Source organism: Pseudomonas sp. LAP_36, from assembly GCF_019456785.1.
Lineage (GTDB): Bacteria > Pseudomonadota > Gammaproteobacteria > Pseudomonadales > Pseudomonadaceae > Aquipseudomonas > Aquipseudomonas tritici.
On the sequence record NZ_JAHZMS010000001.1, the window covers coordinates 99,272 to 124,561 of the forward strand.

The following is a 25,290-nucleotide window of genomic DNA, read 5'->3' on the forward strand; positions in this document are numbered from 1 at the left end:
GCCATGATGCTCACGGAGGGTATTCGTTTGCGCCAGGCGGGCTTGGTTCTGCTGATCAGCCTGGTGTTCCTGTTGCTGGTGTCGCTGATCGGTTTGTCGTCGATGCAAGGCGCAGTCATCCAGCAAAAGATCGCCGGTAGTCTCTGGCAGCGCAATCAGTCGCTGCAAAGTGCCGAGAGTGGCTTGAGGCGCGGTGAACAGGCCATACAGCGGTCATTCGCGACGTTGCCGTTGTGCCAGTCGATGGTTGCCTGTGCGCCGCCGCAAGCAGCATTTTCAGTGGTCGGAGCGGGAGTGGACCCCGTTTCTGGCGTCACCTGGGTTGTGCTTAAGGGCGGGGTATACGGCATTCAATTCCTTGGCCCCGCAGTAGGGGTGGCCCATTTACCCCCGCAAACCCACGCTGCGTTGTACCGAGTGACAGCTGTCGGGCTGAGCGGCCAACTGCGCACGGTGATGGAGAGCGTTTACGCACGGGTGGACGAGGAGGGAGGCTCGCGTTTTCGGCGTGTCGCATGGCGGCAACTTCAATAAGGAGCAATGTAATGGGCATGGATAGCCAGGGTTTCACCCTGATCGAGTTACTGATCGCTGTAGCGCTTATCGCGGTTCTCGCTGGGATCGCTTATCCCGGATACACCGGCCATATGAAAAAAGTGTATCGCGCTGAAATCGTCGCGTTGTTGACCGAGCAAGCTCAACACCTGGAGCGCTTTTATACGAGGAACGGCACTTTTATTGACGCAAGCGGCGTCAGTGCGGGCAATGATCGCTATAGAATCAGCGCTGCATTGAACCCTCAGGATTTCCAGCTGGTGGCTACGCCTGCTGTCGATTCGATAATGGTCGGCGACCCTTGCGGCGACTTCAGCCTGACCAGCACCGCTGCGCGGTCCAATCCGGGCGCGGCGCCAGACATGTCGCGCAAGCTGTGCTGGGGGCAATAATGAGGGTGCTGGATGATTGGGCGCCGGGTGCGCTTGTTCCTATTTATCGGCTGGATCAAATGATGGCAGAGCAACAGCAGGTAGTGATAGTCGGTGGCGGGGTCATCGGTTTGTTGACGGCGTTCAACCTGGCGACCCAAGGGCAAGCGGTGGTACTGCTGGAGCGCGCGGGGTTGGGGCAGGAGTCTTCCTGGGCGGGCGGCGGGATTGTTTCGCCGCTGTATCCGTGGCGCTATAGCCCGGCAGTCACCGCGCTGGCGCATTGGTCCCAGGATTTTTATCCGCAGCTGGCAGAGCGCTTGTTTGCTGCGACGGGTGTCGACCCTGAGGTGCACACCACAGGGCTGTACTGGCTGGACCTGGACGACGAAGTCGAAGCCCTGGCTTGGGCTGTGCGTGAAGGCCGGCCATTGAGCAAAGTGGACGTGTCAGCCGCCCATGATGCCGTTCCGGTGCTGGGCAGTGGGTACTCCCAGGCGATCTATATGGCCAACGTCGCCAATGTGCGCAACCCGCGCTTGGTCAAATCCCTCAAGGCTGCACTGCTGGCGCTGCCCGGTGTGACCATTCATGAACAGTGCGAAGTGACCGGGTTTGCCCTGGACGCTGGCAATGTGGTGGGCGTGAAGACGGCCGACGGCCCGATCTTCGGCGATCATGTCGTTCTTGCGGCGGGCGCCTGGAGCGGTGAGTTGCTTGGCACACTCGGCTTGGCGCTACCGGTGGAGCCGGTCAAAGGCCAGATGATCCTGTACAAATGCGCCTCTGACTTCCTGTCGAGCATGGTCCTGGCCAAGGGGCGCTATGCGATCCCTCGGCGTGACGGGCACATCCTGGTCGGCAGTACGCTGGAGCATGAAGGCTTCGACAAGACTCCCACTGAAACAGCGTTGGAAAGCCTCAAGGCGTCAGCGGTGGAGTTGATTCCTGCCTTGGCGGACGCCGAGGTTGTTGGGCACTGGGCCGGATTGCGCCCAGGTTCGCCGGAAGGTATCCCTTACATCGGCCGCGTGCCGGGATTCAAAGGGTTGTGGCTCAATTGCGGGCATTACCGCAATGGCCTGGTGCTTGCGCCGGCGTCCTGCCAATTATTTACCGACTTGCTGCTGGCGCGTACGCCAATTATCGACCCGGCGCCTTATGCGCCCGAGGGTCGGATCAACGCTGGATAGACTTCGGCCCCTGCTCCAGATGCGCCTGGGTGCAATACCACTCCTGGCGCGAGCCCAAGGCACGATCCTGCGGTAGGTGCACGCCGCAGTGGGCGCAACGCACCATCAAGGCGGCGTCGGGCTCACTGGCGCGTTGCTGTTTGGCGGCCGGGCTTTTGAATTTGCGCCAGAACCATACTGCAGCGGCAATGACGGCAATCCAGAACAGTAGACGAAGCATGATGGGCAGTTTCTCGACAAGGAATGCGCCAGTTTAGCCAAGGACGTGCCAGGCGCACAGCGCAATAATATCGCTCACAAAAAAGGAGCCTCGAAAGGCTCCTTCTTGATGACGCAGGGTGCAATCAGTCAAACACACCAAAGGTCATGTAGCTGAACCACGAACGGTCCTGGTTGTTGCCCAGGGCCTGTGGCTCTTCCTCTTCGATCACGTCGCCGTTCTCGTCATGCGGCTTGAGGTCCGAAGGGATAGCGTCCTTGGCGTCCTGGTACTGCTTGATCACGTCCTGGTTGGCGCGGGTTTCGCCCGGCGGCAGCGGTGGACGGGACTCGATCAGGCCCAGGGTGTACTTGCTCAGCCACGAACGGTTGTCGGCTTCGGCAACCTGAGGCACGAACTGGCCATCTTTCAGGCTAGGGTGGTCAGGGTAGTTGAGCTTCAGGGTTTCCAGGCTGGTGCTGGCCAGGTCGTCCAGGTGCAGACGCTGGTAAGCCTCGGTCATCACTGCCAGGCCGTCACCCACGGAAGGGGTTTCCTGGAAGTTCTCGACGACATAACGGCCACGGTTGGCGGCCGCTACATAGGCCTGACGGGTCAGGTAGTAGTGAGCCACGTGGATCTCGTAGGACGCCAGCAGGTTGCGCAGGTAGATCATGCGCTGCTTGGCGTCCGGCGCGTAGCGGCTGTTGGGATAGCGGCTGGTCAGTTGCGCGAACTCGTTGTAGGAGTCGCGGGCAGCGCCCGGGTCACGCTTGGTCATGTCCAGCGGCAGGAAGCGCGCCAACAGGCCAACGTCCTGGTCGAACGAGGTCAGGCCCTTCATGTAGTAGGCGTAGTCGACGTTCGGGTGCTGCGGATGCAGGCGGATGAAACGCTCGGCGGCGGACTTGGCAGCTTCCGGTTCGGCGTTCTTGTAGTTGGCGTAGATCAGCTCGAGCTGGGCCTGGTCGGCGTAGCGCCCGAACGGATAACGCGACTCCAGTGCCTTCAGCTTCGCTGTGGCGCTTGTGTAGCTATTATTGTCCAAGTCTTTCTGAGCCAGTTGGTACAACTCGACTTCGCTCAGGTTTTCGTCGACGACTTCCTTTGTTGACGAGCAAGCAGCAGTCATGGCGAGGATGGCGATCAGCAGCAGGTGTTTCACTTGCATGGCGGCTTGCGTCCCTATGACGGCCGCTGTCTTGGGCGGGGCCGTCCTGTTATGATGAGCGCCCCGTTGAAAGCCTCGGGGCAAAAGACGCCGTATTTAACCACAAGCGCGCAGCCGAAACCAAAGGCTGTGCCACGCCTAGTCTGAGCATGTCCGATAAAATTGAACTTCGCGCAGAGGTGCCGTCCGAATTGGGCGGCCAACGCCTCGATCAAGTCGCCGCACAATTATTCGCTGAGCACTCGCGCTCGCGCCTTTCCGCCTGGATCAAAGACGGCCGCCTGACTGTGGATGGAGCGGTTATCCGCCCGCGAGACACAGTCCATGGCGGTGCGATTCTTGAGCTGACTGCCGAGCAGGAAGCCCAGGGAGAATGGGTTGCCCAGGACATTGAGCTGGACATCGTCTATGAAGACGACGACATCCTGGTCATCAACAAACCCGCAGGCCTGGTGGTTCACCCGGCCGCCGGGCACGCTGATGGCACTTTGCTTAATGCCTTGCTGCACCACGTGCCGGACATCATCAACGTCCCGCGCTGCGGCATCGTGCACCGTCTGGACAAGGACACCACCGGCTTGATGGTGGTGGCCAAGACCATTCAGGCGCAGACGCAGTTGGTCACACAATTGCAAAGCCGCAGCGTCAGCCGGATCTACGAATGCATCGTGATTGGCGTGGTGGTGGCAGGTGGCAAGATCAACGCCCCGATCGGTCGTCACGGCCAGCAGCGCCAGCGTATGGCGGTGATGGAGGGCGGTAAGCAAGCCGTCAGCCACTACCGTGTACTCGAGCGTTTCCGCTCCCACACGCATGTGCGGGTCAAGCTGGAAACCGGCCGTACGCACCAGATTCGCGTGCACATGGCGCACATTAACTTCCCGTTGGTCGGAGATCCGGCCTACGGCGGTCGCTTCCGTATTCCGCCGGCGGCCAGTGTGACCATGGTTGAATCGCTGAAATCCTTCCCGCGCCAAGCACTGCATGCACGCTTCCTCGAGCTGGATCATCCGACGAGCGGTAAGCGGATGAGCTGGGAATCGCCTCTTCCAGACGATTTGGTCTGGTTGTTGTCGCTGCTCAAGCAGGATCGCGAGGCATTTATCGGATGAGTGACTGGCTGATTCCTGACTGGCCTGCGCCGGCTCAGGTGAAAGCCTGCGTCACCACCCGTGCGGGCGGCGTCAGTCTGGCGCCGTTCGACAGCCTCAACCTGGGCGATCATGTCGAGGACAGCCTGGACGCCGTCCTGGAAAATCGCCGTCGGCTTACCGATGCCTTCGTTATACAGCCGGCCTGGCTGCGCCAAGTCCACGGTATCAAGGTGGTCGAGGCCGATCCTGGTCAGACTGTCGAAGCCGATGGCAGTTGGACCAGCACTCCAGGCATTGCCTGTACCTCAATGACTGCCGATTGCCTGCCCGCGTTGTTCTGCAACCGCGCCGGCACCCGTGTGGCGGCTGCCCATGCCGGTTGGCGCGGGTTGGCGGCAGGCGTGTTGGAGGCTGCTTTCGACAGCCTGGACGCCGAACCCGCTGACGTGTTGGTCTGGCTCGGCCCGGCCATTGGCCCACAGGCATTCGAAGTCGGCCCTGAAGTGCGTGAAGCCTTCATGCAGCAACTGCCGATTACCGCCGAAGCCTTTGTGCCCAGCCGCAATCCCGGCAAGTTCATGGCCGACATCTATCAGTTGGCCCGTTTGCGCCTTGCCGCGCGGGGTGTCACGGCTGTTTACGGTGGCGGTTTCTGCACCGTGACCGATCCACGCTTCTTTTCTTACCGCCGCAGCTCTCGCACCGGTCGGTTCGCCTCCCTTATCTGGCTCGAGCGCTAGACTCTTCTGATCTGCGTCAACTGTCCGTAGCTTGAATCTCCCAGAATCGACCACATCTATAGGGGTATCTGGCAGGTTTCTTCATTCAGGATGTTTTATAGCTCCGGCCTGCTCAAAAGGAAGGTGACTAATGCGTATTGATCGTTTAACCAGCAAATTGCAGTTGGCCTTATCAGACTCCCAATCGTTGGCGGTGGGCCTTGACCACCCGGCCATCGAGCCTGCGCACTTGATGCAGGCGCTCCTGGAACAGCAAGGTGGTTCTATCAAACCCTTGCTGATGCAGGTGGGCTTTGACGTCAACAGCCTGCGCAAGGAGTTGAGCAAAGAGCTCGACCAACTGCCGAAAATCCAAAACCCGACCGGCGACGTGAATATGTCGCAGGATTTGGCGCGCCTGCTGAATCAGGCTGACCGTCTGGCCCAGCAGAAGGGTGACCAGTTCATTTCCAGTGAACTGGTACTGCTCGCCGCGATGGACGAGAACAGTAAGCTTGGCAAATTGTTGCTGGGCCAGGGCGTGAGCAAGAAAGCCCTGGAAAACGCCATCAACAACCTGCGTGGCGGTGACGCGGTAAACGACCCCAACCATGAGGAGTCGCGTCAAGCACTGGATAAATACACGGTCGACCTGACCAAGCGCGCCGAAGAGGGCAAGCTTGACCCGGTGATCGGCCGTGACGATGAAATTCGTCGCACGATCCAGGTGCTGCAACGTCGCACCAAGAACAACCCGGTGCTGATCGGTGAGCCTGGTGTGGGTAAAACCGCGATTGCCGAAGGCCTGGCCCAACGCATCATCAATGGTGAGGTGCCGGACGGCCTGAAGGGCAAGCGTCTGCTCTCCCTGGACATGGGCTCGTTGATTGCAGGTGCCAAGTTCCGCGGTGAGTTCGAAGAGCGTCTGAAATCCCTGCTGAATGAATTGTCCAAGCAGGAAGGGCAGATCATTCTGTTTATCGACGAACTGCACACCATGGTAGGCGCCGGCAAAGGCGAGGGCTCCATGGACGCCGGCAACATGCTCAAGCCAGCCTTGGCGCGGGGTGAGTTGCACTGCGTCGGTGCTACCACGCTCAACGAATATCGCCAGTACATCGAAAAAGACGCCGCCCTTGAGCGTCGCTTCCAGAAAGTGCTGGTGGAGGAGCCGAGCGAAGAAGACACCATCGCGATCCTGCGAGGCTTGAAAGAACGTTATGAGGTCCACCACAAGGTGGCGATCACCGACGGTGCGATCATTGCGGCGGCCAAGTTGAGCCATCGCTATATCACTGACCGTCAGTTGCCGGACAAGGCCATCGACTTGATCGACGAAGCGGCCAGCCGTATCCGCATGGAAATCGATTCCAAGCCGGAAGTACTCGACCGTCTGGATCGGCGCCTGATTCAACTGAAAGTTGAGTCCCAGGCCCTTAAGAAAGAAGAAGACGAAGCGGCGAAGAAACGTCTGGAAAAACTCCAGGAAGAAATCGTCCGTCTGGAGCGCGAGTATTCCGACCTGGAAGAAATCTGGACCTCGGAGAAAGCTGAAGTGCAGGGTTCTGCGCAGATCCAGCAAAAGATCGAGCAGTCCCGCCAGGAACTGGAAGCCGCACGGCGTAAAGGCGACCTGAACCGCATGGCCGAGTTGCAATACGGGGTGATCCCGGACTTGGAGCGCAGCCTGCAGATGGTCGATCAGCACGGTAAAAGCGAGAACCAGTTGTTGCGCAGCAAAGTGACCGAGGAAGAAATTGCCGAAGTTGTTTCCAAGTGGACCGGCATTCCGGTGTCGAAAATGCTCGAAGGTGAGCGCGACAAGCTGCTGAAGATGGAAAGCCTGTTGCACCAGCGCGTCATTGGCCAAGAAGAGGCTGTGGTGGCGGTGTCCAACGCAGTACGGCGTTCCCGTGCCGGTTTGTCCGACCCGAATCGCCCAAGTGGTTCGTTCATGTTCCTCGGCCCGACCGGCGTGGGTAAAACCGAGCTGTGCAAAGCCTTGGCCGAGTTCCTCTTTGATACTGAAGAGGCCATGGTGCGGATCGATATGTCCGAATTCATGGAGAAACACTCGGTGGCTCGCTTGATCGGCGCGCCACCAGGCTATGTGGGCTACGAGGAGGGCGGTTACCTGACCGAAGCCGTGCGGCGTAAGCCTTACTCGGTGATCTTGCTGGATGAGGTCGAGAAGGCGCATCCGGATGTGTTCAACATCCTGTTGCAAGTGCTGGAAGATGGCCGCCTGACGGACAGTCACGGGCGCACCGTGGACTTCCGCAACACGGTGATCGTGATGACCTCCAACCTGGGCTCGGCGCAGATCCAGGAGCTGGTAGGTGATCGTGAGGGCCAGCGTGCTGCTGTAATGGATGCGTTGACCACGCACTTCCGTCCAGAATTCATTAACCGGGTCGACGAAGTGGTGATCTTTGAGCCTCTGGCACGTGACCAGATCGCGGGTATCACCGAGATCCAGCTGGGCCGTCTGCGCAGTCGTCTGGCCGAACGCGAACTGTCGCTGGAGCTGGGCAGTGACGCGTTGGAGAAATTGATCGCGGTCGGTTATGACCCGGTGTATGGCGCACGGCCGTTGAAACGTGCGATCCAGCGCTGGATCGAAAACCCGCTGGCCCAGTTGATTTTGTCGGGCAGTTTCATGCCGGGCACCAGCGTCACGGCGACCGTGGAAAACGACGAAATCGTCTTCCACTGAGCCCAGGCTGTAGGCGGATAAGACAAGGCCCCGCATTACGGGGCCTTTTTTTTCGATAGGGCGTTGAACTGTAAGGCAAAGGCTTGTAAAGTGCGCCCCGCAGCAACGTCAGCCCACGGGTTTCTTCTCCCCAAGAAGAAATCAGAAACAAGCGCAAATCATTGTCTTAAAAGCAATTTAAAGGGTTGACAGGGGTTTTTAAGATTGTAGAATAGCGCGCCTCAGACACATGAACGTAGCGATACGGGCAAGTCGAAGAGAAGGTTACACAGTAGTAAAAGTTGTACATTTGAAATATGTAGTTCCGTGATAGCTCAGTCGGTAGAGCAAATGACTGTTAATCATTGGGTCCCAGGTTCGAGTCCTGGTCACGGAGCCAATTTCAAAACCGGGGTATAGCGCAGTCCGGTAGCGCGCCTGCTTTGGGAGCAGGATGTCAGGAGTTCGAATCCCCTTACCCCGACCATATTTGGGTCGTTAGCTCAGTTGGTAGAGCAGTTGGCTTTTAACCAATTGGTCGTAGGTTCGAATCCCACACGACCCACCATTTTTGAGACCAGTTAACGCTGGAATCAGATCTTAAGATCAGAGGCCAAAAGCACTGATCGAAGAAGGCGACTGAAAGGTCGCCTTTTTATTACCGGGGTATAGCGCAGTCCGGTAGCGCGCCTGCTTTGGGAGCAGGATGTCAGGAGTTCGAATCCCCTTACCCCGACCATATTAAAAATCCTCGTATCGAAAGATACGGGGATTTTTTTTGTGCTGAAAATTTCAAATGCAACGCAAAAAAATGTGGGAGCGGGCTTGCCTGCGATAGCGGATTGTCAGCCAGCCTATGTGCTGCTGTTCCACCGCTATCGCGGGCAAGCCCGCTCCCACATTAATAAGCGTTGTTAGTGCAATTTCAGACGCGGCTCGGTGCCTCGGCCGATCTTGCTCCCCAGCATCAGCATCGCCGTACGGAAAAACCCATACAGCGCCACCTGGTGCATCCGGTACAGCGACACGTAAAACATCCGCGCCAACCAGCCTTCCAGCATCACGCTGCCAGTGAGGTTACCCATCAAGTTACCCACCGCCGAGAACCGCGATAGCGAAATCAGCGATCCATAGTCGGTGTACTTGTACGACGGCAGGTCCTTGCCTTCAATACGCAGCTTCAGCGATTTTGCCAGCAGCGACGCCTGTTGGTGAGCCGCCTGGGCCCGTGGCGGTACGTTGCGGTCGGTGCCCACTTGTGGGCAAGCAGCGCAGTCACCAAAGGCGAAGATGTTTTCGTCGCGGGTAGTTTGCAGTGTTGGCAACACCTGCAGCTGATTGATACGGTTGGTTTCCAGGCCGTCGATGTCCTTGAGGAAACCTGGTGCGCGAATGCCGGCGGCCCACACCTTGAGGCTGGCTGGAATCACTTGGCCGCTGCTGGTGATCAGGGCGTCGGCCGTCACTTCACTGACCGCCGAGTTGGTCAGCACCGTCACTCCGAGCTTTTCCAGGGTTTTATGCACAGGCCCGCCGATACGCTCCGGCAGGGCAGGCAACACCCGTGGCCCGGCTTCGATCAGGGTGATGTGCATGTTTTCCGGCTTGATGCGGTCCAGGCCATAGGCGGCCAACTCATGGGCGGCGTTATGCAGCTCGGCGGCCAGTTCGACGCCGGTTGCACCGGCGCCGACGATGGCGACGCTGATTTTTTCCACCACGTCGGTCTGCCCGGCATGAGCGCGCAGATAGTGGTTGAGCAATTGCTGGTGGAAGCGCTCGGCTTGCTTGCGGGTGTCGAGGAACAGGCAGTGTTGCGCCGCGCCTTCGGTGCCGAAATCGTTGGTGGTGCTGCCGACCGCGATGACCAGGCTGTCATAGTCCAGCACGCGCGCAGGCACCAGCTCACGGCCTTCTTCATCAAGCGTGGCGGCGAGCTGGATCTTCTTTTGTTCACGGTCAAGCCCGCTCATGCGCCCCAGTTGGAACTCGAAGTGGTTCCATTTGGCCTGGGCGACATAATTGAGTTCGTCCTCCGAAGAGTTCAGCGAACCTGCGGCCACTTCGTGCAGCAAGGGCTTCCAGATATGGGTCAGGTTGGCGTCCACCAGCGTGATGCTGGCGGTGCCGCGCTTGCCCAGAGTCTTACCCAGGCGGGTAGCCAACTCCAGGCCGCCGGCGCCGCCGCCGACGATAATAATACGATGGGTCATGGGGATATCTCGCAAGGCTAAAAGAAATCGGAGCAGTTACCCCCGCGAGCGCCAGGCAGCTCATAGCGTCAGGTAACTCAAAAGGCGACTCAACAGGCCGAGGCCGATCACCACTACAAGCACCACACCGAGGAGCAGCCACGGCCGGAAAGGCTTGCGCTCGACTCGGTGTTGGGAGAGTTGCAGGTACTCTTCGACATGCTGTTGGTCATCGGGGTTCAGGCGGCTGGTCATAAAGGCCTCGTCAGGTAGACGTTGCAAAAGGGCGCCACGTTACAGTCCGGGGGCTCAGAGGCTGATGCCCACGTCGAACACTATGCTGCGGCCCAGGTTGTTGCGCAAGAAATCCGGCGCGTCCGGGTGTGCGAACAGCACCCGTGCAAAAGTCGGCCCCACCAGTGACAGCGAGCGCCAGCCTTGGCGCAGGTATTCCGTCGGTGGCGGGAAGTGGCTGTTGAGGTCGAGCACTTCGCGCTTGAGGCTGGAGAAAGCGACGATATCCAGCTCCCCCAGGTCCATGCCGCGCTCTTTATAGTTGTGGGCCTTTTTGCGCAATGTGGGCGCCAGGCGCATTAAAAATTCATGGGCCGGGATACGTCGCGGCTTGGCTTCACGTCGTACCAGTTGGCTAAGGGAGAAGGCGCTGCGACGGCGCAGCAACTCGTCACGCCATTCGTCGTTCAGGCGACGGCCTTCATCCAGTACGAAAAACACTTCGAAGCTGGCATCGCGGAACAGCACGTCCGGCGGTTCTTGCCCGGCGGCGTGAAACTCTTCGGCACGGTAAGGCACGTTCAAGCCTTGCAGCAGGCGCTGGCAGACCCAACGCTCACGCTCCCACTTGCGGGCATTGGACAGGAAAGCGTTGGCTTGCTCGGCCGCCACGGTGAGCAGGCGCAAGTAATCTGAGTCATCCATAGGTAGCAGCTTAGCGCTCAAATCATGACCGCAGGAAGTCCCGCTGTAAAAGCTCGGTGTAGACTGGTCACTCGATCATCAAGCCGGACTTGAGGAGTGCGTAGTGAAGTTTTTAGCGGTGCTGATGCTCAGCCTTTTACCCGTGTGGTCCCAGGCCGTTGAAGTGGGTGAACGCCTGGCGCCCTGGACGTTGCTGGATCAATTCGACCAGGCCTACACCCTGGATGACCAAGCGCAGATCTTGCTGGTGGCGCGCAGCATGGACGCCGCCAAATGGGTGGATACGGCATTGCAAGGGCAGCCTAAGGGGTATCTGGAGTCACGGCGCGGGGTGTTTGTCGCCGATATCCAGCGCATGCCCCGACTGATCGCCAAACTGTTCGCAGTGCCGGCCATGCAGTCCTATAACTACCGGGTTATGCTGGACCGTGACGCGCGCGTTGCGCCGCGTTATCCGGGTCCTGTGGATAAGGTGCTGTGGCTGCAACTGGATAACGGCAAGCTGGTCGCGCAACGCGAATACAGCTCTGGCGCTGAGCTGCGCCAAGCCCTGGAGCAGGTGAAGCCGTGATCAGTGCGGCCGTGTTGGCGCCGCAAACCCTTGGCATCGGCTGGCTGTTGTACGCGCCGGTGGTGCTGTGGGCAATCTTGCGTTCGCCATGGGTCGAGTTGTTTGCCGACCGGCGGCGTCAGCATTTGCTGTTCGGCACGGTGTTCGCGTTGTTCATGCTGTGGTTGGTACGGCGGGATTTCGATACCGGGGTCTCGTACCACTTTATCGGCATGACTGCCGTCACCCTGCTGCTGGATTGGCCACTGGCGATCGTCGGCGGCTTTGCTGCCCAGGTGGGCCTGATGTTGTTGGGGCGCCAGGACTTGGCTGCCCTTGGTGTCAACGGCTTGCTGCTTGTCGGGCTGCCAGTGCTGGTTACCGAGGGTTGCGCACTGCTGGTCGAGCGTGCGCAACCACGCAATCCGTTTGTGTATATCTTCTGTTCCGGCTTTTTTGCCGCCGCGCTGTCGGCGTTGCTCTGCCTGTTGTTCGGGCTCGGGCTGTTGTGGTTCGACGGTCTTTTTGCCATGCCGGAATGGCTGGAGGATTTCGTCGGCTATCTGTGGTTGATCATCTTCCCAGAGGCCTTTATCAACGGCATGGTTATCAGCGCTTTGGTGGTGTTTTGCCCGGAATGGCTGGAGACCTTCAACCGTACTCGCTACCTCTCGGCGCCCTGGAAGGACGACGATTCACAGCGTTGACCCAGATCAAATCCCGCGTAGCCGAGCAGGCCCATGCTCTGCGAAATTTTCCTGGGCAAGGCGGGGGCACGATCATGAGTGTGTATGAGTGGGCACGGCAGGAGTTGCGCAGAAGCCAGGATGCGGCACAGGAAATCGGTTTTGACCCAGGCTTGACCCTGCGCGCCATGCTCAGTGCGGTGGTGCAGCAGAGCAAGGGTGTGCGCAGTTTTGAAGACCTGGCCGACGAGCTGCAATACCTTGCAGAGAACCTCGACGACCAGCAGGAATATGCCTTTATGCGCCCTTAATGGCGCGGCGGCAGGTCTTCGGAAAACAGCTCGTCTTCGGCATCCGGAGCCACCGGGATTTTGTGTTCCTCGGCCGCCCAGGCGCCGAGGTCGATGAGCTTGCAACGGTCCGAGCAGAACGGCCGGTTGAGGTTGGTCGCTTTCCATTCCACGGGTGCGCCGCAGGTTGGGCAATCGACGGTCAAGGGTTGGCTCATGTTCGGCCTCCACGCAAAGTAAGGTAAAAGTGGTGCAGTCGCTCGACCTCGCTGTGCAGCCAGGCGAGGTCCTTGTCGTTGACCAGTATGTCATCGGCATGGTTCAGGCGGTCTTCACGGCTTGACTGCGCCTTGAGGATTGCCTGTACCTGTTGTTCGGTGATGCCGTCGCGCTGCAGGGTACGCTGAATCTGCAGCGATTGCGGCACGTCGATCACCAGGATGCGTTGGGTCATGCTGTTCTGGCCTGACTCAATCAGCAGCGGCGATACCAGGATTGCGTAAGGCGACTGCGCGCGCGCCAGGTGGTTGCGAATCTCCTCGCCAATCAACGGGTGTAGCAAGGCTTCAAGCCAGCGGCGCTCTTCGGGTACCTCAAAGATCAGCTTGCGCAATGCGGCGCGGTCCAGCTGGCCGTCAGGCTGCAGCACGCCGGCACCGAAGTGCTCGGCGATGCGTGCCAGTGCCGGCCGGCCAGGCTCGACCACCCAACGGGCGGCGTGGTCGGCGTCCACCAGGTCAATACCCAGGTTGATAAAGTGCTGGGCAGCCGCACTTTTGCCGCTGCCGATACCGCCGGTGAGGCCGAGAATCCAAGGTGCTGCAACAGAAGTGGTCATCTGAAACCGACAGACTGCAAATAGAAGTCGGTTATTTGACCACCCCAGAGCAATGCAATCCAGCCGGCAATTGCCAGATACGGACCAAACGGCATGGGCGCCGATGCCTGGGTCTTGCGCAGACGCATCAGGATCAAGCCTACGCACACCCCAAGCAGGGACGACATCAACAGCGTCATCGGCAGGATCTGCCAGCCACCCCAGGCGCCGAGCAGCGCCAGTAACTTGAAGTCGCCGTGGCCCATGCCGTCCTTGCCAGTGACCCACTTGAACAGCCAGAACACGCTCCACAGGCTCATATACCCGATCACCGCGCCCAACAGGGCGTCCGGCAATGTCGTCAACAGGCCCAACCCGTTGACGATCAGACCCAGCCATAACAACGGCATCACCAGCACATCGGGCAGCAGTTGATGGTCTGCATCGATCAGGCTCATCGCCAACAAGCCCCAACTCAGCACCATCACCGCTCCCGCCTGCCAGCCAACACCGAAATGCCAGGCCACCCAGGCCGAGATCAGCCCGCACCCCAGTTCTGTAAGTGGATAGCGGGCGCTGATCGCGCCCTGGCAATGGGCGCAACGGCCTCTGAGAAACAGATAACTGAGTAGAGGAATGTTTTCCCAGGGACGTATCGGATGATTGCAGTGCGGACAGCAGGAGTTGGGATGCATCAAATTGTAAGTCGGCCCGGCAGGTTCAGCGGGCAAACCGAGCACTTCGTGGGCCTGGGCGCGCCATTCACGTTCTAGCATTTTCGGCAGGCGCCACACCACCACATTGAGAAAACTGCCAATCACCAGCCCCAATACCCATGCCATCACGACAAAAGCCAATGGGTGTTCACCCAGCACCAGGTTCAAAATGCACTCCCCAACTGGAATACCGGCAGGTACATGGCGATCACCAACGCGCCAACGATACCCCCCAACACCACCATGATCAGCGGTTCCATCAGGCTGGTGAGGTTGTCGACCAAGTTGTCCACATCGGCCTCGTAATGGCTGGCGACCTTTTCCAGCATGCGGTCCAGTGTGCCCGACTCTTCGCCGATGGCCGTCATCTGGATTGCCATTGCGGGAAACAGTCCGCTGGCGACCATGGATTGGTTCAGTTGCATGCCAGTGGATACATCGTGTCGCATATGTTCGATTGCCTGTTTGAACGGTCCTGAACCGGCAGCACCAGCCACCGATTCCAGTGCCTGTACCAACGGAACACCGGCGGCAAAGGTGGTGGAAAGCGTGCGGGCATAGCGAGCCACGGCTGATTTGCTCAGCAGTTTGCCTGCCAGAGGCATTTTCAACAAACCGGTGTCCAGCCATAGACGAAAAGCAGGCAAGGCACGATAGGCGTGGCGCAATCCCAGAGCCCCCGCAAGAGCGCCCAGCGCCATGATCCACCAGGCTTTCTGCATGAACTCGGAGAGCGCGATAACCTGCAAGGTAAAACCGGGCAACGTGCCGTCGACCCCGGCAAACAGGTTCTGGAACTGCGGCACGACGTGGATCAATAGAACGCTGGTGACAACGCTGGCCACTACCAGCACGGCGATCGGGTAGGTCATGGCCTTTTTGATCCTGGCCTTTAATTGCTCGTTCTTTTCCCGATGGATTGCCACGCGCTCCAGCAGTGTTTCCAGTGCCCCGGCCTGTTCGCCGGCTGCCACCAGGTTGCAATACAGCTCATCGAAATAGCGCGGTTGTTTGCGCAACGCTTCGGCCAGGCTGGAGCCGGCGGCGATCGCCTGTTTCAACCCTTGCACCTGCTCACGCACAGCTCGGTTGTCGAAGCCTTCGCCGATGATGTCGAAGGCTTGCAGAAGGGGAATGCCGGCCTTCAGCAGCGTGGCCAGTTGGCGAGTGAGTAGGGTGATGTCCGTCGATCTGATCGACGGTGCCAAGCTTGGCAGCACGGCAGATTGCTTGCGTACCACGCCTGGGCTGATGCCTTGCCGGCGCAACTGAGCCTTGACCAAGGCGGGGTTGTGCCCTGCGGTTTGCCCGGACACCTTACGTCCTTTACGGTTGATGCCTTCCCAGGCGTACAGCGTTGAAGCGTTATCCATGACAGGGTTCCGCAGAGAGGTCGTCGAAGATTTATAGCTTAGTCAGGTGACGGATTCGGGCAGGCAGGCAACGCAGGATAAAATGTCAGAATGTGCGTCCAGTGCGCGATTGAGCGCTTGCGGATGAGTACACTGGCGCCGCTGCACAACACGGGGCGCAGGAAGCGCCTTGTCATGAGTTCTATTCTGGAGAGTGAAAGTGATGCGTCAGAAAGGTTTTACTTTGATCGAGTTGTTGATCGTCGTGGCAATCATCGGCATCTTGGCCACCATCGGCCTGCCCATGTACACCACCCACCAGGCCAAGGCCAAGTTCACCGCCGGCCTGGCTGAAATCACCGCGTTGAAGCCTGGGTATGAAGACACCCTCAACCAAGGCACCGTACCCACGCTGGCGTTGATCGGTGGCGCCAGCCCGACCGCCAATTGCAAGATCGATGTGGCAGGGGATGTGGCGACGGGCGCGGGTTCCATCCGTTGCGAAATACTCGACGCTCCCGCGCCGGTACTGGGCAAGACCATCAGCCTGACGCGCAACGCCACCAGTGGTTGGAAATGCACCACCACTGCTGACGCGAAATATATCGCCAAGGGCTGCGGCGCCGACGGTGCATAACTGCTAGACCCTCCACAGGGAAGTTGAGGTGGCCGATGTATTTATCCATACAGCAGCGTGGCAGTATTTTTCTGGTAGCAGTGGTGTGTCTGCTGGTTGTCGGGATTTGTGCACCGTTCAGTGGGCATGATCTACAGCGGGCGATGCAGATTGCCATCGGGGCTTGTGCGGTGCTGTATGGGCTGTCGGTCGCCCCCGTTGAACGGTTGGTAGACCGGCCCACCACCCTGGGCCTGGCGCTGATTATTGGGCTGGGCCTGGTGTCATCGACGCTGGCCCACCAGCCGCTCTGGGCACTGGCCGAAGTGGCTTTGTTTGTCAGTTGCGGTGCGATTGCCGTGGCAGTTGCCTTGCTGCGTCGCCAGGGCGGCGAGCCTTTGGACCGCGCCTTGATCATGGTGGTGGTGCTGCTGTGCCTGATCAAGTCGATTCAATACGTGTATGCGGGCGCACTCGCGTTCGCCAGCGCCGAGCGGACGCTGGACCCTGACTTGCTGCTCTCTGGCTTTTCCAACAAGCGATTCTACGGCCAGTTCCAGACGTTCACCCTGCCATTGCTGGCGCTTCCCTTGTTGATCCCGACGCTCTCGCGCTCGCTCAAAGTTGCGGTGTTTGCGTTGCTGTGCGTGTGGTGGCTGATCGCAATTGGTGGCGGCACACGCGGCACCTGGCTTGGCATGGGCGCGGCGGGTGTGGTGTTGGCGGTGTTGGGGCCTTGGGGCCGGCGCTGGCTGGGGTGGCAGCTGGCCGCAGTGTGTGGCGGGCTGTTGCTGTACTGGCTGGTGTTTACGGTGTTAGCGGATTACCTGGGGATCGAACTCACCAGTGGCGCCAGCGATCGCCTCACCACCTCGTTGTCGGGGCGCGGGCCGATCTGGTGGCAGGGATGGCACATGCTCACCGAACGGCCAGGGCTGGGTTTCGGGCCTATGCATTTTGCCGATATCACCAACAGGATTGCCGCTCACCCCCACCAGGCCATCCTGCAATGGGCCAGTGAATGGGGTGTGCCATCGGCTCTGTGCGTCGCGGTGTTGGCGTGGCGAGGCGGCTGGGCCACATTCGGTATATTGCGTGAGCGTGCGCTGAGCGCCGAGCGTGCAGACCTGCTGCGGCTGTGCCTGTTTGCATCGGTGGTTGGCGCGTTGGTGCAGTCCATGGTCGATGGCGTGATTGTGATGCCCAACTCCCAGGTTTGGCTGGCGCTGGTGGTGGGCTGGCTGATGGCGCTGCATGTGTGGCGAATGCCGCCGACCGCTGAACTGCCATTGGCCCGGGGTGCTTGGAAAACGCTCAGTGTGCTGGCCGTTGGTCTGTTGATTTTTATTGTCGCGCGCGATGTACCTCACATCAAGCAAGCGCAGCAGCAGTACCTGGACGGCCATGACACCTTCCTGCAACCGCGCTTCTGGGCCCAAGGTGTGATTGCCCGTTGACGCCGGTAAGTTGCCGGACTTCCGATGCAGTGCTAGCTTTAGCCCACCGCCCGTGTAGCTCAGCCGGTAGAGCAGCGCACTCGTAACGCGAAGGTCGCAGGTTCGATTCCTGTCTCGGGCAAAAAGGCAACAAAGGCAGCACGTTTTCAGTTGATCCCAGAATGGTTCTGAAGGCCAGACGAGCCGGCATTCGCGCCCGCTCATTTGTATCTGCGCAACCCTTGATGACCCAGATGCATCCCCATTCCTCGATCTAAGAGAACACACATGACCACGACTGAAATGACCCAGGAAGCTCGGCACGAAGAAGCACTCAATAAATACCTTGAGGACACGCCGCAGCTTAAAGAAGAAATCAAGGACCTGAGCGCCGACGATCAGCGCGATCAGATTCAGTGGGCATTCGAGGACGAGGCCGAGAGCCAGGGCCTCCAGCCTTGGGAGCTGACCCTCAAGTACACCTCGACACCGGAAGAATTCGAAGCGGCACGGCTGGTCTTGCACAAAGAGGCGGCCGAGGTGCTGGGTGTCGATTGGGAAGAGTACTGCGAGATGAATAATCTGGTGGTCTGAGCGTTTTAAATGGGCGGGCTTGTTGTGGCGAGGGAGCTTGCTCCCGCTGGGCTGCGAAGCAGCCCTGATAGCGGGTGGTGAGGTGTATCAGATACACCGGCTGTGTCGGAAAGGGAGTGCTCCGCGCTCCAGCGGGAGCAAGCTCCCTCGCCACAGTGAGCTCGCTCTTAATTTGAAAGCTTAGATACTCAGCCGCATCGACAAATCCACCGCCTTCACATCCTTGGTCATGGCGCCGATTGAGATGTAGTCCACCCCGGTCTCTGCGATAGGCAGCAGGGTGCTTTCATTGATCCCGCCGCTGGCCTCCAGCTTCGCCTTGCCGCCGTTCAGGCGCACGGCTTCACGCATATCGTCCAGGCTCAACTCATCGAGCATGATGATATCCGCGCCCACTGCCAGGGCTTCGCGCAGTTCATGCAGGCTTTCCACTTCGACTTCCACCGGCTTGCCGGGTGCGATCTTGTGGGCGGCCGTGATCGCCTGGGCAATGCCCCCGCAGGCGGCGATATGGTTTTCCTTGATCAGGAACGCGTCATATAAACCGATACGGTGGTTGTGGCAGCCGCCGCAGGTTACTGCGTACTTCTGCGCAAGGCGTAGGCCCGGCAGGGTTTTGCGGGTATCGAGCAGCTTGACCTGGGTACTGGCGACAAAATCTGCCAGGAATTGGGCGCGGGTCGCGACCCCGGACAGCAACTGCAGAAAATTCAACGCGCTACGTTCGCCGCTGAGCAGCGAGCGTGCCGGACCTTCCAGGTTGAACAGCGCTTGGTTGGGGCTGACGCGTTCACCGTCGGCGACCTGCCAATGCACGGCGACCCGTGGGTCCAACTGACGGAATACCGCGTCGACCCAAGCCGTACCCGCGATAACAGCGGCGTCGCGCGTGATGATGGTGGCGGTGGCCAGCCGTTCGGCCGGGATCAACTGAGCAGTGATGTCGCCGCTGCCGACGTCTTCCAGCAGTGCGCGGCGCACGTTGGCTTCGATTTCGGCGGTGAGGTCGGCAAGACGGAGATTCGGCATAACAGGCTCCACAAACAAAGTGCCCCGATTATAGGGGCAGTGCGCTTCTGAACCCAGGCTCACCCCTCATTTACCGTGCGATGGCAGAGTTTGCTGGCGCAACCCACCTCATTTGCAAGATAATCTTGCGCCTTGCAATTGGCGTCATAGCTTTGACGTTTAGACAGATAGCGCCGTTTCAGGAGGCCAGGATGCACAATGACGGAAAGGTGGTGCCAATCAAAAAGGCACACGCCACGCCATCGCCGCTCGCCCGACTTCCGGTGGTGTTGCTGCAGGTCCGCGACAAGGCGGTGCAACAGTTGCAGCAAGGGCTGCAGGAACTGTTCGATAACGCCGACGACACGTTGTTCGAAATGGCCGACAGGTCGCGCAACACGCTTGACCACCATATTTTCTTTGAAGCCATGCGCGACCTGCGCCTTAAGCGCAAGAATTTTGAGCGCGTGTTCCTGGAGCAACTGTTTGAAGCCTTCGCCAGCCTGGGCCAGGCGGGGCAGGGAGAGCTGCAACTGGTGCCGGTGGTTTCCTATGACGCGCCGCCCGGTTCATCCAAGGATGCCCTGGAAAAAGCCGTGGCGCTTGAAGCCATGCTCGGCCGGGTACGACATCGTGACGGCCTGGCCCTTGGTCAACTCACTGCGCGGTTGAGCGCATTACTGGGCAATCGCCTGGATGAGCGTGACAACCCGCTGGGCCCCGCGCTGTTGTGTGAGTTTTTCCTGCGGGCGGGGCGCAGCCTGGGGGTGGAGATCCGCGTCAAACTGATCATGCTCAAGCTCTTTGAAAAGTACGTGCTCAGTGACGCCGACCAGTTGTATGGCGAAGCCAATCAATTGCTGGTCGCGACCGGCGTATTGCCGGAACTCAAGGCCGTACCGTCCCGTCGGCTTGAGGCGCGTGCGGCCCGCGAACACCCGCACGAAGAGGCCCCGTCGGCCGCCGATCAGCCCGCCGACGACAATGGCCAGGAAGCCTTCGCCGCGCTCCAGAACTTACTCACAGCGGTACGCGGCAGCGTGGCGCCAACGCTTGAGGCCAGTGCCGAACCGCTGCCTATTTCCACCCGTGATCTGTTACGCCTGCTGTCCCACTTGCAGCAGTACGTGCCGGAGCCTGAGGCCGAAGACGATTTCGACCTGTGTAACCAGCTTGAACAGTTGCTCACCCGTGTCAGCGTCAAGAGTGGTAAGTCGCGGGTGGTAGAGGATGCGGACGAAGACGTGATCAACCTGGTCGCGCTGTTATTCGAATTTATCCTCAACGACCTTACCGTGCCCGGTGCCTTCAAGGCTTTGATCGGTCGCCTGCAGATCCCGATGCTGAAAGTCGCGTTGCTCGACAAGAGCTTTTTCAGCCGCGCCAGTCACCCGGCGCGACGCTTACTCAATGAAATCGCGGCCGCCGTCATGGGCAGCAGTCCGCCTGAAGACTGCCAGCGCGACCATCTTTATCTGCGCATCGAGCAAGTCGTGCAGCGTTTGCTCAATGAGTTCGTCGAAGACCCGGCGATTTTTCCCCAATTGCTCGCAGAGTTCAGCGTGTTTACCGCCGATGAACGGCGACGCAGCGACCTGCTTGAACAACACACCCGCGATGCCGAAGCTGGACGCGTGCGCACCGAAGCCGTACGCCAGCGCGTGGCCGATGTGCTTAATCGACGGTTGTTGGGCAAGGTCCTGCCGCGTCCGGTGGTGCAGTTCCTGCAGCAGGCATGGAGCCAAGTGTTGTTGCTGACCAGCCTCAAGCACGGTGAGCAGTCGGTGCAATGGCAAGCGGCGTTGCGCACCATGGACGAGCTGATCTGGAGTGTCAGCCTGCAGCAAGACACTGAAGCCGGGCGCCATTTGCTGGAGCAACTGCCTGGCTTGCTCAAGGCCTTGCGCGATGGGTTGACCAGTGCCGCGTTCGACCCGTTCAGCACCCGTGAATTCTTTCTGCGCTTGCAGGCCTTGCACGTCCAGGCGCCCGAAGGCATGGAAGATCTGATCGAAGTGCGCGAGCCGTTTGTCCTCAGCGCGGCGTCGCCCGCCCCGGTCATCGACCTGCCGAGCAACGACCCGGACTTGCTCAAGGCTCAAGAACTAAAGGTGGGTAGCTGGGTGGTGTTCCAAGCGGACGCGACCAGCACTCTGCGGTGCAAGCTGACGGCGATCATGGCACCGGCCAACACGTATATCTTCACCAGCCGCACGGGGCTCAAGGTGCTGGAGAAGAGTACCGGCCAGTTGGCGCTGGCGTTCAAGCGCGGCACGCTGCATTCCTTGGACGACGCCCCCCTGTTCGAGCGCGCGCTGGCCGCGGTGTTGAATAAACTGCGTCAACTCAATCGCGGCAAGTGATCGCAACCAGAGGGTCGAACGCGGCATACTGGTCATACGTTGTCTCGTTCAAGGAACCTGTATGCAGTTGGACCCCACCAGCGGTTGGTGCCAGGGCATTCGTCATTGCCCTTCGCCCAACTTCAACGAGCGCCCCGCAGGCGAAATCTCACTGTTGGTGGTGCATAACATCAGTTTGCCACCGGCGCAGTTCGCCACCGGTAAAGTGCAGGAATTTTTCCAGAACCGCCTGGATGTCACGGAACATCCCTACTTTGAAGGGATTGCCGACCTACGGGTGTCTGCGCATTTTCTGATTGAGCGCGATGGCACGGTGACGCAGTTTGTCTCCTGCCTCGACCGCGCCTGGCATGCCGGGGTCTCATATTTCGAGGGCCGGGAAACCTGTAATGACTTTTCCCTGGGGATAGAGCTGGAAGGCACGGATGATCAGCCGTTTACCGACGCACAATATGTGGCGCTGACCGATCTGGCCCGCCAATTGCTGGCGGCTTACCCGGGCATCACCCCCCAGCGCATTTGTGGTCACAGCGATATCGCGCCGGGACGCAAGACCGATCCCGGCCCCGCTTTTGATTGGACGCGCTTTCGCAGCGCCCTGCAGGATGGAGGACACGCACGATGAGTTTTCTGGTGTTGGTGCTGGCCGTATGGATCGAGAAGTTCTCGGCCCTGCGCCAGCGGTTGCAGCGCGATGGTGGTTGGCTGCGCGAACTGGCCAAGCTGGAATCGAGCCCGAGCATGGGCAAGCGTCCCTGGCTGATTCTGGTAGTACTGGTGTTGTTGCCGGTGGCATTGCTGGCGTTGTTGCTGCTGGTGCTGGAGCCGGTGGCCTACGGTCTGTTGGCGCTGCCGGTGCACCTGGTGGTAGTGATCTACAGCCTGGGCCGTGGTGATCTGCTCGCCGGGCTCGGTCCGTTTCGCGATGCCTGGCGCCGTGGCGACCTGCAAGCTGCCGAGCACGTGGCCGAACGTGACCTGAACCTCAGCGCCGACAGTGGCGAACAGCTGCTCGAACGCGTTCAGGGCCATCTGTTGTGGCAGGCGTACCAGAGCTTCTTTGCGGTGATTTTCTGGTACTTCCTGCTGGGCCCAGTGGCTGCCTTGGCCTATCGCCTACTTGCCCTGGCCAGTGAGCACAGCAAGAACCCACGGGTCGCCGAGCGCGCCGGGCAACTGCGCCACGCGTTTGACTGGCTGCCGGTGCGCCTGTTGGCGGCCAGCTTTGCCTTGGTGGGCAACTTCGTCGCGGTTGGCCGCGTGATGCTGCACGAACTGCTGAGCTGGGACATCAGCGCTGCCCAATTGGTGGAAAAAGTCGGCCTGGTCGCCGCCGAAATCCCGCCACCAGCGGTGGGCGCCGATGGCATCAACAGCCTGGATCGCATATGGGAACTGCTGCTGCGCGCCGCCGTGCTGTGGTACGCCGGGTTTGCAATCTGGACGGTATTGCCCTAGCCGAGTGAATGCGGGCAAATTATTTTTCGGCAGCCCCGCTGCCGTTAACCTTAAGTTACAAAACTCCCTTTCAAATTGAGCTATACAGATGCTGGCTAACTGCCGCCCTGGGCCTCAATAAAAATAAAAGAAAGGGAGTTCACCTGTGAAGAGCTTGCTCTATCCCGCCGTCGCGCTGATGAACCGCCTGAGCTTCGGCATGAAGTTCAGCTTGATCAGCGTGCTGTTCCTGCTGCCCATGCTGGCGACCAACTATTACCTGGTGCGCGATTCTTGGCGTGAATTCCAGGGCACACGCGTGGAATTGCAAAGCCTCGACTTGCTCGGCAGCAGCCTGGCCTTGCGCCGCGACTTGGAAACCCTCAACAACCAAGTCCAAATCAACGCCACCCTTGGCCAGTCCGGCAAGGCCGGCGACCTTGAGGGCAAGATCAGCGCATTGGAAAGCAGTGTCCTGAGCCGCCTGCAAAGCCTCAGCGCCATGGCGACCGATCCCGAGCAAATTGCCGCCTTTGACGGCAAGCGCGACGAGTTGATCGCGGCCTTCAAGGCCCAGCAGCAGGAAACATCGCTGCTGAGCAAAAGTGCACTGATCGGCAAGTTGCTTAACAAGGCACAGATGCTCAGCCAGATCATCGCCAGCCAATCCGGTTTGAGCCGCGACCCCCAGAGCGATCTGCGCCAGCTCAGCGAATTGATCACCAGCGTGACCCCGCAAGTCACGCAGACCCTGGGTGAAGGTCGGGCAATCGGCGCGTATTCCCTGGGCCAAGGTTTTCTCAATTCGTCGTCCAGTACGCGCTTTGACGAACTGTTGCAGCAATTGGAAAAACTCCAGGCTGAATATGGCTTGAAGTTGCAGGATGCCTTGGGCGCCAGCATAGCCGCGCACACTGCACTCGATGGCCTGGCCAAGGCGAGTAACGCCAGCTTGAAGCAAGGCAGTGAGTTGTTTGAGGAGCAGGTGGTGATGGCCGAAACCCTTGACGCGCCCTGGCAGGGTTTCTACGACGGTATCAGCCAGCTGATGGCCCAGACCTACCAGTTGGACGACGCCACCCTGGCCTTTCTCGGACAGCAGTTGGAGCAACGCCTGGCGCAGAACCGCACGCACATGGTGGTGCTGGTCCTGGCCCTGACGGTCGTGTTCCTGCTGATCTTCTATTTGTACGCAGGGTTTTACGCCTCCACGCGCACAACCCTGCGGCGCCTGGGGACGATGATGGACAAGGTGGCGGCCGGCGATATGACGGTCACCTTTGTCGCGGATAGCCGCGATGAGTTGGGCGACCTGGGCCAGGTGTTCAATGGCACCGTAGCGAAGATCCATGACTTGATTGAACGTGTCGGGCACACCGTCGGCCAGGTCGAACTCCAGGCCGGCCAGGTGGAAACGGTCTCAGCCCAGAGCAATCAGGCGGTGTCCGGGCAGCGCACGCAGATCGAGCAAGTCGCGACGGCCATGAACCAGATGTCGTCCACAGCCCAGGAAGTCGCACGCAGTGCGGCGGCGGCGGTCAGCAGTGCCCAGAGCGTCAACGATGAAACTGTCAGTGGCCGTAGCCTGGTGCAATCCCAGCAGGGCAGCATCGCGCGGCTGGCCTCGGAGATCGATCAGTCGGTGCGGGTGATTAACCAATTGGCCACCGACAGCCAGTCCATCAGCAGTGTGTTGGAAGTGATCAAGAGCATTGCCGAGCAAACCAACCTGCTGGCACTCAACGCCGCCATCGAGGCCGCGCGGGCCGGTGAGCAGGGGCGTGGTTTTGCTGTGGTGGCCGACGAGGTGCGCACCCTGGCCCGGCGCACGCAGGACTCCACAGAAGAAATCGAACAGATGATCAGCCGCTTGCACAGCGGTGTGTCGGCCGCCGTGAAGGCCATGGGCAGCAGCCATGAAATGGCCAATGGCACCGTGGAGCAGTCGGAAAGGGTCCAGCAGGCCTTGGAAAATATCCTCGGTGCCGTGGGCATGATCGTCGATCAGAACCAGCAGATCGCTGCCGCCGTGGAACAACAGACGGCCGTCGCCCACGATATTGACCAGAATATCGTCGCAATCAATCGGGCCGGCGAATATGCCGCCGAGGGCGCGCATCAGACCGAAGCGGCGAGCCGGCAGTTATCGATGCAGGTGATCGAGTTGAAGCAATTGATCGGTGCGTTTCGCGTATAAGACCTGGACGTAGGATTTATCGCTGGATGGCGTGGTGCTTGTCCTGATTTTCCGGCGTCCCTTTTCTGGCCCCCTGAATGGGTGAAAATTCTTTCACTCG

26 protein-coding genes and 5 tRNA genes are annotated in these 25,290 nt (G+C 59.7%); 21 read left to right on the forward strand and 10 right to left on the reverse strand.

What is annotated here, in order from left to right:
• Positions 1-3 precede the first annotated feature (3 nt).
• The 3 genes from JBO08_RS00495 to thiO all read left to right on the forward strand — a co-directional run bounded on the left by JBO08_RS00495 (position 4) and on the right by thiO (position 2,119).
• Positions 4-534: a PilX N-terminal domain-containing pilus assembly protein gene (locus JBO08_RS00495; RefSeq protein WP_065875167.1), complete on the forward strand. Its 531-nt coding sequence runs from the start codon at positions 4-6 to the stop codon at positions 532-534.
• A gap of 11 nt (positions 535-545) precedes the next feature.
• Positions 546-947 (forward strand): type IV pilin protein, encoded by a 402-nt coding sequence (locus JBO08_RS00500; RefSeq protein WP_065875166.1) that lies wholly within the window; start codon positions 546-548, stop codon positions 945-947.
• A gap of 62 nt (positions 948-1,009) precedes the next feature.
• Positions 1,010-2,119: a glycine oxidase ThiO gene (gene thiO / locus JBO08_RS00505; protein ID WP_065875165.1), complete on the forward strand. Its 1,110-nt coding sequence runs from the start codon at positions 1,010-1,012 to the stop codon at positions 2,117-2,119.
• On the opposite strand, the gene JBO08_RS00510 is transcribed toward thiO, so the two are convergent.
• On the reverse strand, positions 2,106-2,339 hold the full coding sequence (locus JBO08_RS00510) for a PP0621 family protein (RefSeq protein ID WP_065875164.1): 234 nt from the start codon (positions 2,337-2,339) through the stop codon (positions 2,106-2,108). The two genes, thiO and JBO08_RS00510, sit on opposite strands and share 14 nt — an antisense overlap.
• A gap of 124 nt (positions 2,340-2,463) precedes the next feature.
• Entirely contained in the window at positions 2,464-3,489 is a 1,026-nt protein-coding gene (locus JBO08_RS00515) for an outer membrane protein assembly factor BamD (RefSeq protein WP_049710065.1), read from the reverse strand.
• Positions 3,490-3,638: 149 nt separating this feature from the next.
• On the opposite strand from JBO08_RS00515, the gene rluD reads away from it, so the two are divergent.
• The 7 genes from rluD (at position 3,639) to JBO08_RS00550 (ending at position 8,736) form a co-directional block, all read left to right on the forward strand.
• Positions 3,639-4,601, forward strand: a complete 963-nt coding sequence (gene rluD / locus JBO08_RS00520) for a 23S rRNA pseudouridine(1911/1915/1917) synthase RluD (RefSeq protein ID WP_049710064.1) — start codon at positions 3,639-3,641, stop codon at positions 4,599-4,601.
• Positions 4,598-5,323 (forward strand): peptidoglycan editing factor PgeF, encoded by a 726-nt coding sequence (gene pgeF / locus JBO08_RS00525; RefSeq protein ID WP_065875162.1) that lies wholly within the window; start codon positions 4,598-4,600, stop codon positions 5,321-5,323. Before rluD ends, pgeF begins: the two co-directional genes overlap by 4 nt.
• Before the next feature lie 130 nt (positions 5,324-5,453).
• Positions 5,454-8,018 carry an ATP-dependent chaperone ClpB gene (gene clpB / locus JBO08_RS00530; protein WP_065875161.1) on the forward strand — a complete coding sequence of 855 codons (2,565 nt, stop codon included), beginning with the start codon at positions 5,454-5,456 and terminating at the stop codon, positions 8,016-8,018.
• A 303-nt stretch (positions 8,019-8,321) separates the two neighbouring features.
• Positions 8,322-8,397 (forward strand) — tRNA-Asn (locus JBO08_RS00535).
• Positions 8,398-8,407: 10 nt separating this feature from the next.
• Positions 8,408-8,484: transfer RNA gene (locus JBO08_RS00540), tRNA-Pro, on the forward strand.
• Between the two features lie 5 nt (positions 8,485-8,489).
• Positions 8,490-8,565, forward strand: a tRNA-Lys gene (locus tag JBO08_RS00545).
• Positions 8,566-8,659: 94 nt separating this feature from the next.
• A tRNA-Pro gene (locus JBO08_RS00550) sits at positions 8,660-8,736 on the forward strand.
• A gap of 175 nt (positions 8,737-8,911) precedes the next feature.
• Here JBO08_RS00550 and JBO08_RS00555 read toward each other — a convergent pair.
• Genes JBO08_RS00555 through JBO08_RS00565 form a run of 3 tightly spaced genes read right to left on the reverse strand, consistent with a single transcriptional unit; the run spans position 8,912 to position 11,128 of the window.
• Complete coding sequence (locus JBO08_RS00555) at positions 8,912-10,210, reverse strand: NAD(P)/FAD-dependent oxidoreductase (protein ID WP_065875160.1); 1,299 nt, start codon at positions 10,208-10,210, stop codon at positions 8,912-8,914.
• 60 nt (positions 10,211-10,270) lie between these two features.
• Entirely contained in the window at positions 10,271-10,444 is a 174-nt protein-coding gene (locus JBO08_RS00560) for a DUF3094 family protein (RefSeq protein WP_044286631.1), read from the reverse strand.
• Between the two features lie 54 nt (positions 10,445-10,498).
• Entirely contained in the window at positions 10,499-11,128 is a 630-nt protein-coding gene (locus JBO08_RS00565; protein WP_049710060.1) for a DUF1780 domain-containing protein, read from the reverse strand.
• A 103-nt stretch (positions 11,129-11,231) separates the two neighbouring features.
• Here JBO08_RS00565 and JBO08_RS00570 point away from each other — a divergent pair, with 103 nt between their 5' ends.
• The 3 genes from JBO08_RS00570 to JBO08_RS00580 all read left to right on the forward strand — a co-directional run bounded on the left by JBO08_RS00570 (position 11,232) and on the right by JBO08_RS00580 (position 12,675).
• Positions 11,232-11,699, forward strand: coding sequence for an FAD/FMN-containing dehydrogenase (locus JBO08_RS00570; protein ID WP_065875159.1), 468 nt, complete (start codon positions 11,232-11,234; stop codon positions 11,697-11,699).
• Positions 11,696-12,385 carry an energy-coupling factor ABC transporter permease gene (locus JBO08_RS00575; protein ID WP_065875158.1) on the forward strand — a complete coding sequence of 230 codons (690 nt, stop codon included), beginning with the start codon at positions 11,696-11,698 and terminating at the stop codon, positions 12,383-12,385. Before JBO08_RS00570 ends, JBO08_RS00575 begins: the two co-directional genes overlap by 4 nt.
• A 74-nt stretch (positions 12,386-12,459) precedes the next feature.
• The gene (locus JBO08_RS00580; RefSeq protein WP_003171680.1) at positions 12,460-12,675 is read left to right on the forward strand and encodes a hypothetical protein; all 216 of its coding nucleotides are present in this window, start codon (positions 12,460-12,462) and stop codon (positions 12,673-12,675) included.
• On the opposite strand, the gene yacG is transcribed toward JBO08_RS00580, so the two are convergent.
• From yacG to JBO08_RS00600, 4 genes are read right to left on the reverse strand one after another with little or no spacing between them, the layout of a single operon-like run.
• The gene (gene yacG / locus JBO08_RS00585) at positions 12,672-12,872 is read right to left on the reverse strand and encodes a DNA gyrase inhibitor YacG (protein ID WP_003188437.1); all 201 of its coding nucleotides are present in this window, start codon (positions 12,870-12,872) and stop codon (positions 12,672-12,674) included. The two genes, JBO08_RS00580 and yacG, sit on opposite strands and share 4 nt — an antisense overlap.
• The gene (coaE, locus tag JBO08_RS00590; protein WP_065875157.1) at positions 12,869-13,492 is read right to left on the reverse strand and encodes a dephospho-CoA kinase; all 624 of its coding nucleotides are present in this window, start codon (positions 13,490-13,492) and stop codon (positions 12,869-12,871) included. The genes yacG and coaE overlap by 4 nt, the downstream gene beginning before the upstream one ends.
• Positions 13,489-14,355, reverse strand: a complete 867-nt coding sequence (locus tag JBO08_RS00595) for an A24 family peptidase (protein ID WP_065875156.1) — start codon at positions 14,353-14,355, stop codon at positions 13,489-13,491. Before JBO08_RS00595 ends, coaE begins: the two co-directional genes overlap by 4 nt.
• On the reverse strand, positions 14,352-15,560 hold the full coding sequence (locus JBO08_RS00600) for a type II secretion system F family protein (RefSeq protein ID WP_065890532.1): 1,209 nt from the start codon (positions 15,558-15,560) through the stop codon (positions 14,352-14,354). Before JBO08_RS00600 ends, JBO08_RS00595 begins: the two co-directional genes overlap by 4 nt.
• A 202-nt stretch (positions 15,561-15,762) precedes the next feature.
• Between JBO08_RS00600 and JBO08_RS00605 the strand changes: the two genes are divergently transcribed.
• From JBO08_RS00605 to JBO08_RS00620, 4 genes are all read left to right on the forward strand, one after another.
• Entirely contained in the window at positions 15,763-16,176 is a 414-nt protein-coding gene (locus tag JBO08_RS00605) for a pilin (RefSeq protein WP_065879638.1), read from the forward strand.
• A gap of 35 nt (positions 16,177-16,211) precedes the next feature.
• Positions 16,212-17,612 (forward strand): O-antigen ligase, encoded by a 1,401-nt coding sequence (locus JBO08_RS00610; RefSeq protein WP_065875153.1) that lies wholly within the window; start codon positions 16,212-16,214, stop codon positions 17,610-17,612.
• 48 nt (positions 17,613-17,660) lie between these two features.
• Positions 17,661-17,733: transfer RNA gene (locus JBO08_RS00615), tRNA-Thr, on the forward strand.
• A 146-nt stretch (positions 17,734-17,879) separates the two neighbouring features.
• The gene (locus JBO08_RS00620; protein WP_065875152.1) at positions 17,880-18,185 is read left to right on the forward strand and encodes a DUF6388 family protein; all 306 of its coding nucleotides are present in this window, start codon (positions 17,880-17,882) and stop codon (positions 18,183-18,185) included.
• 180 nt (positions 18,186-18,365) lie between these two features.
• Here JBO08_RS00620 and nadC read toward each other — a convergent pair whose 3' ends face one another.
• Positions 18,366-19,214, reverse strand: a complete 849-nt coding sequence (gene nadC / locus JBO08_RS00625; protein ID WP_065875151.1) for a carboxylating nicotinate-nucleotide diphosphorylase — start codon at positions 19,212-19,214, stop codon at positions 18,366-18,368.
• A gap of 191 nt (positions 19,215-19,405) precedes the next feature.
• Here nadC and JBO08_RS00630 point away from each other — a divergent pair, with 191 nt between their 5' ends.
• From JBO08_RS00630 to JBO08_RS28355, 4 genes are all read left to right on the forward strand, one after another.
• A complete protein-coding gene (locus tag JBO08_RS00630; RefSeq protein WP_065875150.1) occupies positions 19,406-21,556 on the forward strand; it encodes a DUF1631 domain-containing protein in 2,151 nt (716 codons plus the stop codon).
• A gap of 61 nt (positions 21,557-21,617) precedes the next feature.
• Entirely contained in the window at positions 21,618-22,181 is a 564-nt protein-coding gene (gene ampD / locus JBO08_RS00635) for a 1,6-anhydro-N-acetylmuramyl-L-alanine amidase AmpD (RefSeq protein WP_065910611.1), read from the forward strand.
• Entirely contained in the window at positions 22,178-23,014 is an 837-nt protein-coding gene (ampE, locus tag JBO08_RS00640) for a regulatory signaling modulator protein AmpE (protein WP_065879635.1), read from the forward strand. Before ampD ends, ampE begins: the two co-directional genes overlap by 4 nt.
• A gap of 1,471 nt (positions 23,015-24,485) precedes the next feature.
• Positions 24,486-25,190, forward strand: a complete 705-nt coding sequence (locus tag JBO08_RS28355; protein ID WP_405045949.1) for a methyl-accepting chemotaxis protein — start codon at positions 24,486-24,488, stop codon at positions 25,188-25,190.
• The last annotated feature ends 100 nt before the right edge of the window (positions 25,191-25,290 follow it).